Raw genomic sequence first — 19,797 nt, 5'->3', positions numbered from 1 at the left:
ACCCCGAGGGTAACCCGCCCTCCTCCTTGGATTCAGTATATTACCACCACCGAAAAAAGTCCAAAAAATTGCAGAAATACAGAGAACAATCACATGACGTGGAGATTGAGCGTTTATGGGAGCACACCCCAGACAGCCAGGTGACGGTCACCGACAAGATCGCACTGGAAGTCCAGCCCGGCCAGGCGCAGCTGGTCACGGACCTCGTATGGCCGCCAGGCGGCGAGCAGGGAATTGAAGAAATCTTCTTTGAGAATCTCCGGTTCCGCGCCGGAGTAGGTTTCGACGATACGACGGGCCTCTTCCATGCTTTCTGGCCGGCACAGGTCCATGATCAGAACCCGGCAGCCTGGTGCACCACTCTCCAAGATGGTTTGCCAGAGAACCTGCGGGTCGGGCAGGTGGTGGAGAAGGGAATTTGAGAGAATAACCTGGAATTTTTCGTCCTGTTGCAGTTCCGGGCCGGGCAGGAAACAGCAGCGCAGCTCGATGGTTCCGGAAAGCTCTGCCTGCCGGACTGCCTCGATCCCGGGCTGGAGCATAGCCTTTGAGCCATCCACCCCTACGCATTGACAGCCGGGAAACGCGCGGGCGAACCGGATCAGGATATCGGCCGGGCCGCAGCCCAGATCCAGGACCCGGGCCGGCGGGCTGAAACCTGGAAATTTTTCTCTGAAGAGCTCGATGAACTGGGCATTGGGAGCGGAAAAATCCGCCTCGGCATAGGCCCGGGCCTGGGCCTCGTCCTCCATCAGTTCCGGTTCCGGGATCCGCTGCTCGAGGCGGTTCATTTTTTCTTCTGCCCTTTCCGGCTCCGTTCCTTGAACACGACCCGCACCGGGATCCGATCCAGCCCCAACCCTTCCCGGAACCGGTTGGTCAGGTAGCGCTGGTAGGAAAAATGGATCCCCTTGGGTGCATTGGCAACCACGGCAAAAGTGGGCGGGGCGGTCTTGATCTGGGCCGTGTAGTAGAGTTTGAGCCGCCGTCCCCGATACATGGGCGGCGAATGATGGGCCACCGCATCGGCCAGCAACTGGTTGAGGGCCGCGGTGGGAAAGCGGGCATGGAACTGGCGGTAGACCTTGCCGATCTCGGGAAAGAGCCGCTTGACGCCATACCCGGTTTTGGCCGATACCTTGAGCACCGGGGCAAAAGGTATAAAGTTGGTGGCCAGCTCGATCTCCTGCATCAGCCATTTCTGGCGTTTGAGATCATCCTTGATCAGATCCCACTTGTTGATCAGCAAAATGATCGCCCTGCCCTGCTCCTGGGTGTAACCGATGATCTTGGTATCCTGCTCGGTGATTCCCTCCTCGGCATCGATCAGCACCAGGGCGATATCACAGCGGGCCAGGGAGCCGAGCGCTTTTAAAATAGAAAACTTTTCCAGCTTGTCCCGGGTCTTGCCCTTGCGCCGGATGCCGGCGGTATCGATGAGCAGGTAGTTGTACTTATCGCGGGAGAGCAGGGTATCCACCGCATCGCGGGTGGTACCGGCGATATCCGAGACCACCATCCGCTCCTCGCCGATGATCCGGTTGATCATCGAGGACTTGCCCACGTTTGGCCGCCCAAGGAAAGCCAGCTTGATGGTATCTTCCGGCAGATCCAGCGACACTTCGGTCTTTTCCAGATACTCGACCAGCCCATCCATCAGGCTCCGGTATCCGTAGCCGTGATCGGCGGAAAGCGGCCAGAGCTTATCCACACCCAGCTCCCAGAACGGGGAGAGCAGCTCCAGTTCCAGTTCAGGGCTATCGATCTTGTTGACCACGAAGAAAACCTTCTTTTCGGTCCGCCTCAGCATATCGACGATTTCGGCGTCACTGGGGGTGAGACCCTGGCGGCCATCCATGAGGAAAAGGACCAGATCGGCCTCGTCGATGGCGCGGCTGGCCTGCTCGCGGATGTGACCGGTAATGGTATCGTCTTCGTCGTCGATTCCACCAGTGTCCACCAGGACAAAGGGATGTTCCTCCCAGGTGATGCGGGCGTAATGGCGGTCCCGGGTCACGCCCGGAGTGGGGTCGACAATGGCGTCCCGGCGCCGGGTCATGCGGTTGAACAGGGTTGATTTACCCACATTGGGCCGCCCGATGAGGGCAACGAGGGTCGGTGACTCAGTGGTCATACACTTCCTTTGGTCGATCTTCGACTTTTTCCATACATTGACGTACAAGCTGACGCAGGAAAGGATACCCGGCTGCTGTTCCTTTGGCAAGCAGCGTGTTGAGCGTGGCCAGGGCCGGAAAAATAAACCGGAGAAAAAAGACCTTGCCCCGCTGGTGCCCTAAAAAGGCAAAGGCGCCGAGAATCTGCAGGTTGCGCTGGATGGCCAGCATAACATATTCCTCCCGAAACGTCGCCGGGTCACAGGGTACGTATTCGTCCAGGGTTGCCAGGTAGTGATCGACGAGCTCTTCCTGGAAGGATCCGGGCAACCCTGCATAGGGATCGATCAGGAGCGAGGCCAGGTCATAGGCCAGCGGTCCCAGGCGGCCACCCTGAAAATCGATGAACCGGACCCGGTTGTCGCACACCATGATGTTGCGGCTCTGAAAATCCCGGTGCAGGAACCAGCCCCGGTCCACGGCGGCCACCCGGTCGGCCAGCCGCCTGCACTCTTCCCAGATCCGGGCGTGATCGTAGTCCAGGTGGAGAAAATCCCGGCACAGGGCAGTGAGGAAATAGCCGGATTCCCGATCCAGCATGAGATCGCGGTCGTAGTGCGGGGTATCCCAACACCATGAGGTATCAAATCCCCTGGCGCCCCGGACCTGCATCCGGGCCAGGAGCCCGACGCTCTCGCGGTAGTACGATCTGACCTGCGGCGACAGGCCGTGGTGCCGGACCAGGTCGTGCAACCGTACGGATCCAAGATCCTCGCAGGCAAGGAGTCCGCTTTGCGGATCATGCCCGTAAAGCTCTGGCACCGGCGCTCCGGCCCGGAAAAGATGGTGACCGATATGCCAGGCGGCCCGGGCTTCACGAATTCCAGACCGGTCGTCCGAAGGAGGCAGGATGGCGACCGCTGTACGGCCATCGGCTGTACGCAGACGAAAGAATCTCCGCTGTGAGCCGTCCGGCGCAAAGGTGTCCACCTCCACCTCGCCGGGCGACAGGGACCAGCCGGCCGTCCGGAGCAGCCGGCATATTTTTTCAAGATATTTTTTTTCCATTCAGACTCCTGCCCAGGACAGATACCGGGCTGCCATTTCTTTCCGGCCGTACCTTGTTTTCAGGTGTCAGGCAAACCAGAATTTTTCGCCACCGACCCTGATAATATGGTATTCTCTGCCCATGGAAAATCGTTTTCACAACTCCCTTACAAATCCCGATGAGTTCACCATCACATTCGAGCTGGTCCCTGGCCAGGGCTCGAGTGGCAAGCAGGTGGACCGGATACTGGAATTTGCCCGCCTGGCCAGCAAGGACGGCCGTATCAAAGCCCTGTCCATAACTGACAACGCCGGCGGCCATCCGGCCATGGCCCCGGTGGCCATCGGCTCCGAGGTCCAGGCCCTGGGTATCGAGCCCCTGATCCATTTTTCCCTCAAGGACAAGAACCGCAACCAGGTGGAAAGCCATCTCTTCCTGTACCACCGTCTACGGTTCCATGCCCTGCTGATCATGGGAGGCGATTTCCCCAGGCCCCGCTATTACGGACAGGCCAAACCGGTCTTCGACCTGGACTCCATGCAGACCCTGCAGCTGATGCGGGACATGGAGAGCGGCGAATACAGCTGCCACGCCGGCCGGCGAACCACCGACTTCGCGCCGATCTCCTTTTTCCGCGGCTGCGTGGTTTCGCCGTTCAAGACCACGGAACCGGAACAGGTGTGGCAGTATGGCAAGCTGCTGCGCAAGATCCGGGCCGGGGCCGACTTCATCGTCACCCAGCTCGGCTTTGATATCCGCAAATTCGAGGAACTGATCCTCTTTCTCCGGGAAAACAATATCAGCCAGCCGGTACTGGCCAATGTCTTCATCCCCTCCCTTGGCGTGGCCCGTCTCATGGCCAGGGGCGGCGTGCCCGGGGTTCTCCTGCCCCCCGCCCTGGTTCAGCGCATGGAAGAGGAGGCGGATGACCCCAAGGCACGGCTGGTGCGGGCGGCCAAGATGCTCTGTGTTCTCCAGGGGCTGGGGTACCATGGGGTCCATATCGGCGGCAACGGTCTTCATTTCGACGATGTCCGCTACATCCTTGACCAGGCCGATGCCATGCAGGACAAGTGGCAGAGCTTTCGGGAAGAGGTCCACTTTCCCGTGCCTTTCACCTGGTACCTCTATGACGAAAAAAAACGGCCGGTCCGGCTCTCGCCCGGCCGTCGGCCCGGCTCCCTGGCGCTGCACCAGGCCATGCACCATTACCTGTTCTCCAGCCAAACCATATCCGGCCGGACGTTTGCCCGGATATGCCGCCGGCTTGGCCGTTGCCACCGGGGCTACACGATCCTGCGGGCGGTGGAATGGATGATCAAGACCGTGGTCTTCGACTGCCGCATGTGCGGAGACTGCACCCTGGCCGAATCGACCTTTCTCTGTCCCCAGTCCGGTTGTCCCAAAAAACTGGTCAACGGTCCGTGCGGTGGCAGCAGGGACACCTTCTGCGAGGTACAGCCTGAAAAACGGTGCTTCTGGGTCCGGGTCTACGACCGGCTGCCACCGGAAACCACTGCGGCCAGCCTCGGCACCGGCCCCATCCTGCCCCCAAGGACTGGCGCCTGGATCAGAGCAGTTCGTGGTATAACTATTTCACCGGCGCCGACCACCACCGGCTTGCCGGAAGCAAGGACGGGGAAGAAACGCGGCACGAGGGGTAACAGGGTACGCAGGAGTGTCAGCGATCTGTCTGCGGGGTGATGATCAGGCCCCGGTACTCGCGACCGGGCTCAATCCTCACCCCGTCCCAGACCACGCAACCAGACAGCCTGGCCCCGGCCCCGACCCGGACCCGGTCTCCCAGACAGCCCCACTCCTCCAGTCTCACCCCGGGCTCCAGCTCCACCTCCCGGCCAAGGCACCAGCCCTCCGCAGACCGTCCGCAGAATTCCCCGGCCAGCTCGGCCAGCCTGGATGACCCCGTTTGCCAGAGCAGTTCCCGGTGGAGGTCGAGATAATCCCCTGGTGTACCGATATCTCGCCAGTAGCAATCATCCACCACCAGGCAGCCAATCCCGTCACCGGCATCGGCCAGGTCCCGGTAGAGATCGATGATATGATAAAATCCCGTGGAGGGAATTCCTTCCATCACCCCAGGCTCCAGGACATGGATCCCGGTAAAGGCCAGCATCCGTTCCTCCAGGGCCCGGGACTGTTCGCCAAAACCGATCACCCGGTCTCCCCGGACCCGGACCCGGTTGAAGCGGGGATAGTCATGGAGGACCATGGTCACCAGGTTACCGCTCAGGCGGTGATACCGGTACACGGCCGCCAGATCGATGTTATGAAAAATATCACCGTTCATCACCAGCACCGGTCGGTGATCAAACCGCTCCAGGGCCCGGCGCAGACTGCCGCCGGTGCCGAGGATCTCCGGTTCAGGCTGGAGAATGACATCCTCCCTGTCCTGCAGGGCAGCCTCGATCTGATCGCCCAGATGGTGGCAGTTGACCACCACGCGGTCGCTGCCCGCCCGGCGCAGCATGTCGAGGAGAATGTGGATAAGCGGCCGGGTACAGACCGGAAAAAGCGGCTTGGGACGGATCAGGGTGTAGGGACGCAGCCGGGTACCGAACCCGGCCGCCAGGAGCATGGCCTGCATGATGACAAAATTGATTTGAAGTTTCAGGCGTAAGGTTTTAGGCTTAAATAGTGCCTGTCCCGATGGAGGACGCTGACCGGTTCAGGCTCCATATCCCGGACCGGAATAGAGCACCACGAAGCGGGCGACAACTACGAGATTTTTCTCTTTTCTTCGTCCACCTCGTCCCTGAGCCCCCAGGAACAGGCAGACAACCGGCCTTCCATTTTTTACAAAAGATGGCCTGGACCGTAACCCATACAGCGAAAAACGTCCATGATAGCATTACTCGATTACGGAGCCGGCAATGTACGCTCGGTCATCAACGCCATAGAGAAACTGGGAGAAACCGTCCAGCCCGTGACCACGGCCGAGGATATTTCAAGGGCCGGGAGACTGGTCTTTCCCGGGGTGGGTAGCTTCGGCGCCATGATGGAAAATCTCCATGCCAAGGGCTTTGTCGAACCACTGCAGGCCCATTTGCGTGCCGGCAAGCCCTTTCTCGGCATCTGCCTGGGACTCCAGGCCCTGTTCGAGGAGAGCGAAGAGACCCCGGGATTCGCGGGCTCGGGATTATTCCCGGCCGGGTAAAACGGTTTGCCGTGGATCTGGCCGTACCGCATATCGGCTGGAACGGCATCAAGGCGCAGCAGCCTTCGCGGCTCTTTGCCGGCCTGGAGGGCGATGAGAAGTTCTACTTTGTCCATTCCTATTACGTGGCGCCCGAAGATCCGGGCTGCATTCTGACCACCACGGATTATGGGATCAAATACACCAGTGGTATCCAGATGGGCGAAGTCATGGCTACCCAGTTTCATCCGGAAAAAAGCGGCCGGGCCGGGCTCACGGTCCTGGGCAACTTTCTCGATAGCAGCAGGGAGATGATCACCCTCCGCTCAGGGTCCGAGCCGACCCGACTGGCCAAACGGATCATTGCCTGCCTGGACGTGCGCGCCAACGACCACGGTGACCTGGTGGTCACCAAGGGCGACCAGTATGACGTGCGCGAAGACGGGGATGTCCGTAACCTGGGAAAACCGGTGGAACTGGCCAGGCGCTACTACGAGGAGGGCGCCGACGAGATCACCTTTTTAAACATCACCGGGTTCCGGGATTTTCCGCTCAGCGACATGCCCATGCTGGAGGTGCTGCGGCGGACCTCGGAGAACGTGTTCGTACCGCTGACCATTGGCGGCGGCATCCGCGACTTTACCGATCGTAACGGAACCTTCTATTCCGCCCTGGAAGTGGCCTCGGAATACTTCCGTTCCGGCGCTGACAAGATCTCCATTGGCAGCGACGCGGTCCTGATAGTCGAGGAAGTCCTGAAAACAGGTAGGGCCAGCGGCATGAGTTCCATAGAGCAGATATCAAGGGTCTACGGCAACCAGGCCGTGGTGATCTCGGTGGATCCACGGCGGGTCTACGTCACCTCCCCGGACGAGGCGCCGGACCACCATGTCATAAGAACCAGCCTGCCGGGCCCGAATGGGGAACAGTACTGCTGGTACCAGTGCACCATCAAGGGCGGCCGGGAAGGACGGGACCTGGACGCAGTGACCCTGGCCAGGACCTGTGAAGAGCTTGGCGCCGGAGAAATCCTGCTCAACTGTATTGATCGGGACGGAACCAACTCCGGCTTTGACCTGGAATTGATAGATGCGGTGAAAAACGCTGTCACCATCCCGGTTATTGCCTCGAGCGGTGCCGGCAGTGGTGAGCATTTCCTCGAAGTTTTCACCGAAACCGGGGCGGAAGCCGCCCTTGCCGCCGGCATCTTCCACCGGAAGGAAGTGGGCATCGGTGAAGTAAAAAACTTCCTGAAAGACAAGGTGGAGATCCGCCCGGCCTGATTCAATCCACTGGCAGGAAATCACATCCTGCCGGAATATTCTCCCGCCCCTCCACCATGTTCAGCAGAACTGATGGGGAGCGTTATGACAAACATGACGCCCCCATCATCCATCTGGCGGATCTGAAAATCACCCTTGTGATCATAGATGATCTTACGACACACATCCACCCAGTAATCAATCTGGGTGGGTATGTAGCCAGCCCCGTGGTACGAGGACGAACCATCCCCGGCATCCGGAAGGACCTCGCGCACCGTTATGACAACGTGCTTGTCTTCTCTTTTCGCTCCAATCTCGATATTGCCATGGATCCTGGTCATGCGTTCCAGGACCTTTTCAGTCACCTCGCTTAAAACCTGATGGATCAAGCCCTTGTCCATGACCAGGGACGGCAGGGCTTCATCGATAAGATAATTGATGGTTACCCCGTGGTGCCTAGCATCCCGCGAGACACTCCGGCACCATTCATTGAGAATATCGGTGAGTTCAGCCCGCTCATAATGGGGATGCAGGGGACCGGCAAGGGCGCAGATATCGGCGATGGAGTGCTCCATTTTGGCCACGTTATCGACAATCCGACACAGCTGTTTTCGAATCGGATGCGGCGTCACCGGATCAAGCATCAGGCGTCGGATACTACCACCGACAATCATCAGCGGGTTGCGCATTTCATGGACCAGCCGGAAGGCTATCCGGGCCACGCTCGCCATCTTTTCCGATTTTGCCAGATGCTCTTCCATGGCACGCTTTTCATTTTGCAGTTCGATCAATTCCCAGAACAGACGTGCCGCGACATGGTCCAGCACCTTGACCGACTCGGGCTTGACCGCAAAAATCTGACGAAGCACCTCGTCGCTGCCAGTGAGTTCAATGAGCAGATCCGGCAGGAGGGCTTCGTCGCTCTCCCTTTCCCTGAAAAAATCCCTGAAATCATCGGTTGTCGGGATACCATGCTCTTCGGCAAAACGCCTGCCTGGGGCATCTTTATGGATATCCGCCACCCCGACAATCTGAATTCTCAGGTAGCGCATCGGAGTAGACAGTAACAACGCAAGCACATCCCGGCATCCCGCGCCACCACCGACAATTGCTACCCTGATGTTTTCCACCTGTTTGTGGCTGTCACAGGTTCGGTCGTCCTTCATCGGTATGTTCTCCAGAAATTATGGCCCGCTACATAGCTGCCGGTGTTACGGATCATGCCTCTCGACATTACCCATACCGGTCCACAATCTGCAACCTGACAGCGCATCATCCACGATAAATCACCCCACCCCTCCAACCAGATGAAGCCTGGTGTTTCCCAATGTTGCGCAAGAGGTTTCATGGGCATAGTGCGCTTCTAGAAAAAGAAAACGCTACACCAGCGAGGAAAGACAATCAAACAGTTTGTCATCCCCAAAACGGCAACAGGGCAATTATACCCCTGGTTCCCTGCCGCCCCCCGATTCAATATCGACAATATTGTCGAGCCACACCAAAATCTGTCGACACCATTCCATATCACCCACTCGTCCCAGCCCATAACATAGCAATATAAAAACAATTCTTAAGAATCAAACGTGGCACGACAATTGCTATCTCAAAAAAAACGCTCCCGGCAGATAGCATCTCTACCAGGAGGGGGGGCACAGAGTATCCACCTGGACCAGGAACGGAAAAACACTATCGTTCATGGACAGACAGTCTCTCTTTCCGATACAATACCTGTATACATACAAAAAAATTTTGGCAGGCTGCTCGACCGGAGAACAAACCGGTAACGGCTTGCGTTTTCCCATCTTCAATGTCCCGCTCAGGCCTATGAAAAAACAATTTTTCATCTCTATACTGATCTTTATCGGTATCCAGGCTATCACCGTTATCGGCCTGTACCAGTTTATGGAACAGGAACAAAATAACTTGTTCCATGAACGGCAAAAAGACCATGAGCAGCAGTATAAGGCCACCGTACTTACCTATCGTCGCCTGGCCGAGTTTGCCTTTAACCGGGATTTCAACCTACCCGAGGTTCTCACCATTGTCGCCCGGGCCAGATCGGCAGAACCCCGGGAACAAAATCGATTGCGCAATGAACTGTATAATCGGTTGCTGCCGGTATATAATCATTTGCGGACTGCCGGATTTCGCCAGGTGCACTTTCATTTTGCCGACGGCACCAGCTTTCTGCGCATGCACCTGCCCAAAGAATTTGGGGACCAGTTGACCACCATCCGTCCGTCTGTTGCCCGGGTCATCCAGAGCGGTCAACCGGTGGAGGGCTACGAAATGGGACGACACTGGCATGCCTATCGCTTTATCTTTCCCCTCTTTGCCGGCAATCACTTCATCGGCAGTGTGGAAATCAGCGCACCGCTCTATGCCCTGCTGGCCAACCTGATGGACGCCTTCCCCAGCCAGACCCGATTTGTCGTACGCAGACAGATGGCCGAGCAACACCTGAACAGAGAGGCCCTGGAAAAACATTACCGGCCTTCCGCCCTGGGAGAGAACTTTCTTGAGGAACGCACGGGAGAACAGAACACTGTATTCCCCAGCAATGATTCCGGAAATGGAGAGCGGATTGACACAGCCACCATAGACAAAATCAATGGGCAACTGCGCGGCCGTCACAATGAATGGCTGCAGAACCTCAACAGACCCTTTTCCCTGCCCCTGAGGAAAAACGGTACAACCATTCTGACCACCCTGCTGCCCATTGATGATATCAGTGGCCAGACGGCCGGATACCTGGTCTTGCATGAAAGGTGTCCCTATTACGACACCCTGCAACACCGCTATACCCTGGGCTGGTTTATCATAACCGTTTTCTCCCTGTTACTGTTGCTCATGCACTCCCGATATGCGTACACCCAGTCAGGCCGTATCGCCTTCCAGAAGCAGCTGATCGATTCCATTCCCACTCCCGTCGTGGTTCGAAACACCGACAACACCATTGTCGAGGCAAACAACTCCTTTACCACGCTCCTTGCCACAGACCGCCATTCCCTGTTACGGCCCGATCAACCTCTCCGGGACCGCCTTGAAATGTTCTTTCAGGCCAACCGGCCCGGAGAGCAACCAAGAAAAAGTGGCCATTTTTTTGAACAACAGTTTTATGACGGTAATGGCACCTGCCGTGACCTGGTCGTCCACGAGACACCGTTTATTGTCCACAACAGAGAGGCCGGATGGATCAATGCCATCTTTGATGTGACGGACCTGAAAAAAATGCAGAGGGAGCTTGAAGAATCCCATGCCGAGTTGGACCAGATATTCAACACCGCGGCCGATGGCATCCGGGTGATAGACAAGAATGGTATCACAGTCCGGGCAAATTCCACCTTTGCCGAAATGGTCGGTCTGCCCGTCGAAGAGATTATCGGTCAGCCATGCCACGTTGTTTTTCCCGGCTCCACCTGTACAACCGGTCAATGCACCATGGAGCAGATCAAGAAGGGCCGTAAAATTGTTCGAGAGGAGGCAGAAAAAAAACGGCCGGACGGCAAGGTTCTCACCTGCCTGACAGTGGCCAGACCTTTTGTAAACCCCAAGGGGCAATTCATGGGAATAATAGAGGATTTCCGTGATATCTCCGAGCGCAAACACCTCGAGCAACAGTTGCAGACCCTGTCGGTGACCGATGAGCTGACCGGGCTCAACAACCGGCGGGGATTCATGACCCTGGCGGCCCAGCAGCTGCAGTGTATCAAACGCTCGGGTAACGAGGCCTTTCTCCTCTTTGCCGACCTCGATAACATGAAACGAATCAATGACACTCTTGGTCACGAAGCCGGAGACCGGGCCCTGCAGACAACTGCCCGGATCCTGCAAGCCACGGTAAGAAAATCAGATGTTGTCGCCCGGATGGGCGGGGACGAATTTGCCATCCTGCTCGGTACAAATCCTGCCGAGGCCTCCGAAGAAGTTATTCTCAGACGATTGAACGAGGAACTGGCCAGGGTAAACAAAGAGCGGCCACAGGAAGAACAGATAGCCATCAGTTTTGGTATTGTCCGGGCTGAACCAGGCACAACGCTGGATAAACTCCTGAACTTGGCGGACAAAAAAATGTATGCAGTCAAAAAGCAACGAAAGGCCGGAGGGACATCAACGTAGCGTCCGGTCACCTGCGTGACACCGCGGGGCGGTGATCACGAGTTTTGAGTTTTTTGTTTTTCCACAGGTAGAGAGAAGAAACGCTGAACTATGCCGAAGCCCGGAGTCTCCCTTCGGTCGCCCATCAGGTCCAGCCATACCGGTCTATCCGGAATTCCTGTTCCAGCAGAAATATTGCGTGCCAGTAACAACTGTCCAAAAATGTTGGTGTTACAAGCTGACAAATGATAAGATAATAGTTATTAAATGAAAATCCTGAAACCCGGTTCAACGGACACAACCGGTAGAACAGCCTGTTGCGGCGAGAGCCTGCGCTCCATGCATCATCAGCCTACCTGATCCTCTTTTGCCTGCTCCTGATCAGGACCTGTTGCTGAGCACAGACTTGAAGATAATAAATCTATCTGGCAGGAAAGTACATGACAACAACATCCGATCCCCCTGCTCCTTCCCGAAAATGTTGTCCGGCACCACGATATTTTTTCTTTTTGCTCCTGCTCTCCGCGATCCTGCTTGGTACCATATTCCTGTACCATGCCCACTGGGAAAGACACCACGACATGGTACTGCTCAAGGAAGAGGCAGATCTCCGGCTGCAGGCCGGCAAAAAAATTCTTGAACGGGAGATCGGTCATGTCATCAGTGATGTGCGTTCGCTGTCCGGAATCCCCTGTCTGCGGAAATGGATCCATGATCCGCAAAACCCCCAGGTGTTACGGTCCACTGCTTCTGAATTCCAGGTATTTGCCCGGCACAAGATCTGGTACGACCAGGTCCGCCTGCTGGATCATGACGGCCAAGAAATCATCCGGGTCAATGCCACCGAAAATGGCCCGGTCATTGTTCCGCCGGAGGCACTGCAGGATAAATCCCAGCGCTATTATTTTTCCGATCTGCGCAAACTGCAAAAAGGAGAAATTTATCTTTCCCCCCTGGATCTCAATGTCGAGCATGGTGAAATAGAGACACCCCACAAACCCACGCTGCGTCTGGCCGCCCGATTGTTGACGATCAGGGCAGCAACCGGGGCGTTATCGTGATTAACTATCAGGGCAAATACCTCCTCCAGCTTTTCAGGGAAGCCTTTTTCAACAATACCACGGCAGACTCCGACTCTGTCCATTACGGCCACCGGCCAATGATGATCAACCGGGAAGGATACTGGCTGCTTTCCCCGGATCCTGCCGACGAGTGGGGCTTCATGCTCGACCACGGGCGTAACTTCGGCAACCGTTTCCCGCAGGCCTGGAAGGTGTTGAACAGCCGGCAGCAGGGCCAGGTCGCCACGGATCAGGGGTTGTTTTCCTTCTCGAGGCTCTATCCCCTGCGCCCGTACACGACGTCTGGAGGAAACGAATCAGGACTGCCGGAAAATACCGGCAGCTCCATGTTCACTCCGGAAACATATTTCTGGTATCTCGTGGTCCATGTCCCTTCAGAGGAACTGGCCGGCATCAACTCGTTGTTTACCAGGTTTCACTGGGGTCTTTTCAATCTTATACTCCTGGGCATTCTTCCGCTCCTCTGGTGGTTAAGCGCTCTTTTGGAACAGCAGAGACAGGCAAAAAAACGGCTGGCGGCCCAGGAAAGACGATACCGTCATCTGTACGACAACATGCCGCTCGCCTACCAGTCCCTGGATCAAGACGGCATCTTCCTTGATGTAAATCCGGCCTGGCTCGATGTCATGGGATATGAAGAACATGAGGTGATCGGGCATGATTTCACCAAGTTTCTGCCTCCTGCCGAACGGGACCGATTCAACAGACATTTTTCCCGCTTCCTTGATAAGGGCGGAGCAAAAAATCTTGTCCTGCAACTGATAAAAAAAGACGGTTCGCTCATCCATGTTTCGTTTAACGGCAGTGTTTCCCGTGACAGCCAGCATAATGTTCTCCGTACCCACTGCGTTTTTCGGGACATAACCAGGGAACTCCAGCTTGAAAAAGAATCAAAGAAGCAGACAAGAATGCTGGAGACCATTGTCAATAACACACCTGATATTATCTGCCTCAAGGACGGCGAAGGACGATGGCTGCTGGCCAACCAGCCGGACCTGGAACTCTTCAAGCTGACCGATGTGGTCTACCAGGGGAAAACCGATGCGGATCTTATCCCGTTCAGCCCATCCTTTCGTGACGCCTTTCTTACCTGTATGGAGTCGGACGAGGCTGCCTGGCGGCAGGGAGTCCCGGTTCGCAGTATCGAGCACATACCGACCCCCGGCGGTTCGGTCAGAACTTTTGATGTCCTGAAGAGCCCGCTTTTCAACCATGATGGCTCCCGGCAGACCCTGGTTGTCGTCGGTAGAGATATTACCGACATTCTGCGCAAAGAAAAGAGGCTCAAGCACCTGAACCTGGTCCTGGAAACCATGGTTCATATCCACCAGGAAATCGATATCCATAAAGATCCCTCGACCTTACTCCAGTCATGCTGCTCCATCTTTGTCAGGAACCGTGGTTATAACAGTGCCTGGAGCATCCTGTTCGACGAAAACGGGACGGTCAGCCAGACAACACATACCGGACTCGGCAACGGGTTTGAACCACTGGAGACAGAACTGGGGCAGCAACGGTTTCCTGCCTGCATAAGGGCTGCCATGGAGTGCGGCGATGTCGTCTGCATCACCGACACCAACGATACCTGCCGACACTGCCCGCTGCAAAACAGCTACCCGGAAGCTGGTGTCATGACGGCCCCCCTGCACCATAACAACAAGACCTACGGCTTTCTCACTGTCTCGGTGCCCCAGGAATTCCTTGGTGACAAAGAGGAAAAAGGACTGTTTGGAGAGATAGCGAGCGATCTTGGCCATGCCCTCTTTTCCCTGGAACTGGAGGAGAAAAGGCGGCAGAGCGAAGCCAAACTCCAGGCAGCCATGGAGTCCCTGGAAGATGCCCAGGAAATCGCCGGAATGGGATATTACGAGCGCAACTGGCAAACCGGCAAAGGCTTCTGGTCTGATAATCTCTATCGAATATTTGGTTATGAACCGGATGAAATAGCCTGTACCCAGGACCAGGCCCTGGGCCTGGTACACCCTGATGACCGGGAATATGTCATCAACACCATCAGCCAGGGCCACGCCACCGGCCAGACTGCATACAATCTCCAGTTTCGCATCATTCGCAAAGACAGTGGAGTCAGAACAGTTCGCCTGATTGGCAGGTGTACCTATACGGACAGCGGAGAGCCGCTGCACAACAGAGGCATCTGCCAGGATATTACCGAACAGAAACGGCTGGAGGAGCAACTGTTGCAGGGTGAAAAAATGACCACCATTGCCGGGCTGGCCGCAGGAGTTGCCCACGAGATCAACACACCGCTTTCAGCCATTCTCCAGTCCGTGCAGGTCATTCGTCAGTTCCTCGACAGCTCCCACCCGGAAAACAGAAAACTGGCTGCCGAGCATGGCATTGACCTGGACCGGCTGCAAACATATTTCAAAAGATGCGAAGTCGATTTTTTCCTTGAGGGAATCCACACATCGGCCAGCAATGCTGCCAGGATCATCGCCAACCTGCTCGAATTCAGCCGTCCCCAGGAAGGGGAACTCGCGCCGGCAGACCTCAATAACCTCATAGACAATGCCGTGGAACTGGCCAGGGCCGATTATGATCTCAAGAAAAAATATGATATTCTCAATGTAGAGATTATCCGGGAATATGATACAGAACTTCCTCCTGTCCCTTGCGTGGCAATGGAAATAGAGCAGGTCATTCTCAACCTGATTAAAAACGCGGTGCAGGCCATGGCTGATTGCGGCCAGGAATCACCGCGCATCACTTTGCGGACAGAAAAAGCCCACACCATGGCCCGGTTCCTGGTAGAAGATAATGGTCCAGGAATGAGCGAGGAAGTACGCAGGCATATCTTCGAGCCCTTTTTCACGACCAAGGAGGTGGGCTGCGGTACCGGACTGGGTCTCTCGGTTTCCTACGCGATTATCTGCGAAAAACACCAGGGCAGGATGTATGTGGTTTCGGAACCGGGCCAGGGTGCATGTTTTACCGTGGAGCTGCCGCTTGCCTGAACCTGTGGCGAAAAATTGTTTTTTTGAAGCTATATATTCCTGAATCACCATTAAAAACAGCCGGTGTTCCGGCATAACTGGTTCAGGACTTACGGCAAACTAAGAAGAAATTACTGGATCAAACCATGACGACCACGTCCAATACAACAATTCTCATCATCGAAGATGACCAATTCGTCCGCCACAGCCTTGCCGTGTATCTCGGCTCAAAGGGATACACCATTCTTCAGGCGGAAAATGGCCGTGTAGGGCTGGAAATATTTTTTCAGAAGAACCCGGATCTCGTGCTTCTTGACCTGCGCATGCCTGAACTTGACGGTCTGGAAGTACTGGCAGCTCTGGCCCAGCAGATCGGTGAAGTACCGGTGATCATTATTTCCGGAGTCGGTTCCAGGGAAGATGCCATCGAGAGCCTGCGGCTGGGGGCCTGGGACTTCCTTGTCAAACCTATCCGCGACATGACACTCCTGGAACATTCCGTAAACAAGGCCCTGGAGCGGGCCGTGATGATCCGGGAACGGCACCGATATCAACAGGAGTTGGAGAAAACGGTCGCCGACAGGACAGCAGAACTGCGCCACCGTGAAACCAAGCTGAAAAAGGCCCTGGTCGGCATTGTCGATGTGGTGGCCGCCATTGTCGAAAAGCGTGACCCATACACCGCAGGCCATGAACAGCGGGTCGCCTCGCTGGCCAGGGCCATTGCCCGGGAGATGGGGCTTACTTCGCGGAAGATAGAAGGCCTGCACCTGGCGGCAATCATCCATGACCTGGGCAAGGTTGCCATTCCCAGCGAGCTACTTTCCAAGCCCGGCCGGCTGACGGATCTTGAATTTCAGTTTATCCAGACCCATGTCCAGGTAGGGTATGATATCCTGCGCAGAATGGAGTTTCCCTGGCCGCTGGCCCAGATTGTCCATCAACACCATGAACGGCTCGACGGCAGCGGCTATCCGCAGGGGCTCAAGGACGGGGAAATCATGATAGAGGCCCGGATCCTTGGAGTGGCCGATGTGGTGGAGGCCATGTCTTCCCACCGGCCTTATCGCCCGGCCCTGGGTATTGATACGGCACTGGAAGAAATAAACCGGCACCGGGGAACACTCTATGATGCCGATGTGGTGGAGGCCTGCCATAATCTGTTTGGGGAAGGTCGCTTTATCTTTTAACAAGTCAGCCAGAAACATGCCATGACTATGCCTGAATACGCAATTCTGCAAAGCATTGCGGTTCCCATACTGATCATCGACACTGACCACACCATCCTGTTCGCCAACCAGGCCTTTCTTGAGCTGTGCACCGGGGCAGGCCAGATGGATATCATTGGAAGCAAGTGCTTTCAGATTTCCCATAACTGCCCGTTTCCCTGCCAGGATACCTGTGACGATACAATACCATGCGTTCATGCCAGGGTCTTTTCCACAGGCGAGCCGATTTGCGTTGTTCACGAACACATCCTGCCAAACGGGAACAAGCTGATCCTGCAGATAACTGCCTCTCCACTCAAGGACAACCATGGAAAGATCACACGCATAATCCAGGTACTGCAGGACATTACCGAAAGGGAGAAGCTGACAGCCGAACTTGCCAGGCAGACCAACGAGCTGGAAAACATTCTCAACAACGCGCCGGTCAGTATTTCCTATCTTGACAGGGACATGCGGGTGCAGCGCATCAATCCGGCCATGGAACGTCTAACCAACATTTCCATTGCCCGGGCCCGTGGCAGACACTGTTATGATCTCTGGGGGCAGTACGCAAACGACGAGACAAGGACAGGCCGGGAACGGATCTGTGATCCCTGCCAGATCCGCAATGTTCTGCGTGACGGGCGCAAGTGCTGCTTTGAACGGCAGATCGAGAGCGGCAGGATTATCAGGATAACCACGGTACCGGTACGGGATAATAAACAACAGATCATCGGCGCCATGGAAATCGGCCAGGACGTGACCGAGCTGCGCCAGGCGGAAGAATCCCTGCGCCAGGAGGTCGACATCAACAGCCGCCTTGCAAAGCTGGCGCAGAGCCTCATCCAGAGCCATTCCCTGGAGAAAATAGCCCGCATGGTCCTTCGATCCGCCCAGGAACTCACGTGCAGCCCCATTGGTTTTGTCGGCTATATTGACCAGGACTCCGGGCACCTTGTCTGCCCGACCTTTTCAGGAGACGTATGGAAAAAATGTCGAATCCCGGGACGCTCTGCTGTTTTTGATAAATTTTCCGGACTGTGGGGTTGGGTCCTTAAAAAAGGTGAGCCAATCATAACCAATAATCCTGCAGAGGATCCCCGTTCCACCGGTATCCCATACGGTCACCTTCCTATTACGCGTTTTCTGGCCGCTCCTTCCCGTATCGACAACACCGTAACCGGCCTGATCGCGGTGGCGAACAGCAACAGGGACTACACAGAAAAAAACCTGCACGTGCTGGAGCGGATGGCCTCCCTGTTCGCGCTGGCCCTGCAGCGCCGCCGCGATGAAGACAAAATCCGGGCGAGCGAGGCCCGGTTCAGTAACCTGTTCAACAATCTCGGTGACGCGGCCTTTGTGGTGGGAGAAAATGGCCGTTTCCTGGACGTCAACGATGAGGCGGTCAGACGCCTTGGCTACAGTCGCAAGGAACTGCTCTCCATGGGCCCGGCTGCCCTGCAGAGGCCGGATGGAACCGATCTTGCCAGGGTCTGCTGGCGCCGAACCATGGAGTTCGGCTCATCCACCTGTGAAATTGTCCAGGTGAGCCGGAGTGGAGAACTGTTTCCCTCGGAGGTCAAGGCAACCCGAATTGAACTCAATGGGCGCCCGGCAATGCTGGCCCTGGTCCGTGATATCAGTGAACGGAAGAAAAGCGAAGAACAACTGCGCCGGGCAAAGGAAGACTGGGAGCGCACATTTGATGCAATTGACGACATCATCACGATTCAGGATACCGATATGCGGATCATCAGGGCTAACAGAGCCACCGGTCTTGCCCTGGGCACTGACCTACATGCACTGGCGGGCCGTTACTGTTACGAACTGTTCACCAGTGAGGGGGAAGTATGTGCAGACTGTCCCATACACATCATCGTGAAGTCCCGCAAGCCACATACCCGGGTATTGAAACATGAAAAATTGCAGCGAACCTATCAGGTTTCTCTCCATCCCGTCCTGGATGACCAGGATAACATTGTTCAGTTTGTCCATATTGCCAAGGATATAACCGACCAGCAGAAGGCACAGGACCACCTGCTGCAGAGTGAAAAAATGGCCACCATTGCCGGCCTGGCCGCCGGTGTTGCCCACGAAATCAACACGCCACTTTCAGCCATCCTTCAATCGATCCAGGTCATTCAGCAGGGACTGTCCCCTGGTCAGAAGTCCAACCGGGAAAAGGCTGCCCGGCATGGTATTGACCTGGACAAAGTCCAGGATTATTTCAAGAGCCAGGAAATAGATTTTTTCCTCAACGGTATCCAGGCCTCTGCCAGCAATGCCGCAAAAATCATCACCAACCTGCTTGAGTTCAGTCGCCCGCAAAAGGGAGAAATCAGCATGGTACATCTCAATGAACTCATGGACAGTGCCTTGGAACTGGCCCGGGCTGACTATGACCTGAAGAAAAAATATGACATTTTAAATGTTACGATCCGGCGGGAGTATGATCCTGACCTGCCGCCGGTGCCGTGCGTGGCCATGGAAATCGAACAGGTACTGCTCAATATAATCAAAAATGCAGTGCAGGCCCTGGGCGGGCAGACCAGGGAGAATCCACGTATCATCCTGCGCACGGCAAGAACGGGCTCCGCGGTACGGGTCGAAGTGGAAGATAACGGCCCAGGCATGGATGAAAAAATTCGCGGACACGTCTTTGATCCTTTTTTTACGACCAAGGAAGTCGGGGCAGGAACAGGCCTTGGTCTTTACGTTGCCTACACCATTATCTGTGAAAAGCACCAGGGAAAAATATCCGTGGAATCCGAACCAGGCAAGGGTGCACGATTTATTATTGAACTGCCACTCCAGCCATTCAGTAAATAGCTGGAGGCTAACAACTCGAGACGGGCCTCTCAGTACTTTTCTTTCTGC

At 55.9% G+C, this 19,797-nt stretch carries 11 protein-coding genes and 1 pseudogene; 7 read left to right on the top strand and 5 right to left on the bottom strand.

The window, feature by feature from the left end; translation table 11 throughout:
• Positions 1 to 113: 113 nt before the first annotated feature.
• The 3 genes from GF1_RS03040 to GF1_RS03030 are packed head-to-tail and all read right to left on the bottom strand — an operon-like array spanning position 114 to position 3,182.
• On the bottom strand, positions 114 to 791 hold the full coding sequence (locus tag GF1_RS03040; protein WP_267928150.1) for a class I SAM-dependent methyltransferase: 678 nt from the start codon (positions 789 to 791) through the stop codon (positions 114 to 116).
• A complete protein-coding gene (gene der, locus GF1_RS03035; protein WP_267928149.1) occupies positions 788 to 2,134 on the bottom strand; it encodes a ribosome biogenesis GTPase Der in 1,347 nt (448 codons plus the stop codon). The genes GF1_RS03040 and der overlap by 4 nt, the downstream gene beginning before the upstream one ends.
• Positions 2,124 to 3,182 carry an aminoglycoside phosphotransferase family protein gene (locus tag GF1_RS03030; protein ID WP_267928148.1) on the bottom strand — a complete coding sequence of 353 codons (1,059 nt, stop codon included), beginning with the start codon at positions 3,180 to 3,182 and terminating at the stop codon, positions 2,124 to 2,126. The genes der and GF1_RS03030 overlap by 11 nt, the downstream gene beginning before the upstream one ends.
• Positions 3,183 to 3,303: 121 nt before the next feature.
• Between GF1_RS03030 and GF1_RS03025 the strand changes: the two genes are divergently transcribed.
• Positions 3,304 to 4,866: a methylenetetrahydrofolate reductase C-terminal domain-containing protein gene (locus GF1_RS03025; protein WP_267928147.1), complete on the top strand. Its 1,563-nt coding sequence runs from the start codon at positions 3,304 to 3,306 to the stop codon at positions 4,864 to 4,866.
• Here the strand turns inward: GF1_RS03025 and GF1_RS03020 are convergent.
• Complete coding sequence (locus tag GF1_RS03020) at positions 4,844 to 5,767, bottom strand: nucleotidyltransferase family protein (protein ID WP_267928146.1); 924 nt, start codon at positions 5,765 to 5,767, stop codon at positions 4,844 to 4,846. The two genes, GF1_RS03025 and GF1_RS03020, sit on opposite strands and share 23 nt — an antisense overlap.
• 255 nt (positions 5,768 to 6,022) lie before the next feature.
• On the opposite strand from GF1_RS03020, the pseudogene hisF reads away from it, so the two are divergent.
• Positions 6,023 to 7,599, top strand: a pseudogene (gene hisF, locus GF1_RS03015) (imidazole glycerol phosphate synthase subunit HisF).
• 20 nt (positions 7,600 to 7,619) lie between these two features.
• On the opposite strand, the gene GF1_RS03010 reads toward hisF, so the two are convergent.
• Entirely contained in the window at positions 7,620 to 8,744 is a 1,125-nt protein-coding gene (locus tag GF1_RS03010; RefSeq protein ID WP_267928145.1) for a sensor histidine kinase, read from the bottom strand.
• A gap of 658 nt (positions 8,745 to 9,402) precedes the next feature.
• Here GF1_RS03010 and GF1_RS03005 point away from each other — a divergent pair.
• From GF1_RS03005 to GF1_RS02985, 5 genes are all read left to right on the top strand, one after another.
• Positions 9,403 to 11,697, top strand: a complete 2,295-nt coding sequence (locus tag GF1_RS03005; protein ID WP_267928144.1) for a sensor domain-containing diguanylate cyclase — start codon at positions 9,403 to 9,405, stop codon at positions 11,695 to 11,697.
• A gap of 419 nt (positions 11,698 to 12,116) precedes the next feature.
• Entirely contained in the window at positions 12,117 to 12,737 is a 621-nt protein-coding gene (locus GF1_RS03000; RefSeq protein ID WP_267928143.1) for a hypothetical protein, read from the top strand.
• A complete protein-coding gene (locus tag GF1_RS02995; protein WP_267928142.1) occupies positions 12,734 to 15,733 on the top strand; it encodes a PAS domain S-box protein in 3,000 nt (999 codons plus the stop codon). Before GF1_RS03000 ends, GF1_RS02995 begins: the two co-directional genes overlap by 4 nt.
• 125 nt (positions 15,734 to 15,858) lie before the next feature.
• A complete protein-coding gene (locus tag GF1_RS02990) occupies positions 15,859 to 16,902 on the top strand; it encodes an HD domain-containing phosphohydrolase (protein ID WP_267928141.1) in 1,044 nt (347 codons plus the stop codon).
• A gap of 27 nt (positions 16,903 to 16,929) precedes the next feature.
• On the top strand, positions 16,930 to 19,749 hold the full coding sequence (locus GF1_RS02985) for a PAS domain-containing protein (RefSeq protein WP_267928139.1): 2,820 nt from the start codon (positions 16,930 to 16,932) through the stop codon (positions 19,747 to 19,749).
• The last annotated feature ends 48 nt before the right edge of the window (positions 19,750 to 19,797 follow it).

Source organism: Desulfolithobacter dissulfuricans (assembly GCF_025998535.1).
GTDB lineage: Bacteria > Desulfobacterota > Desulfobulbia > Desulfobulbales > Desulfobulbaceae > Desulfolithobacter > Desulfolithobacter dissulfuricans.
Note: the sequence above shows the minus strand (reverse complement) of the source record. Positions and strands in the feature narration are given on the sequence as shown.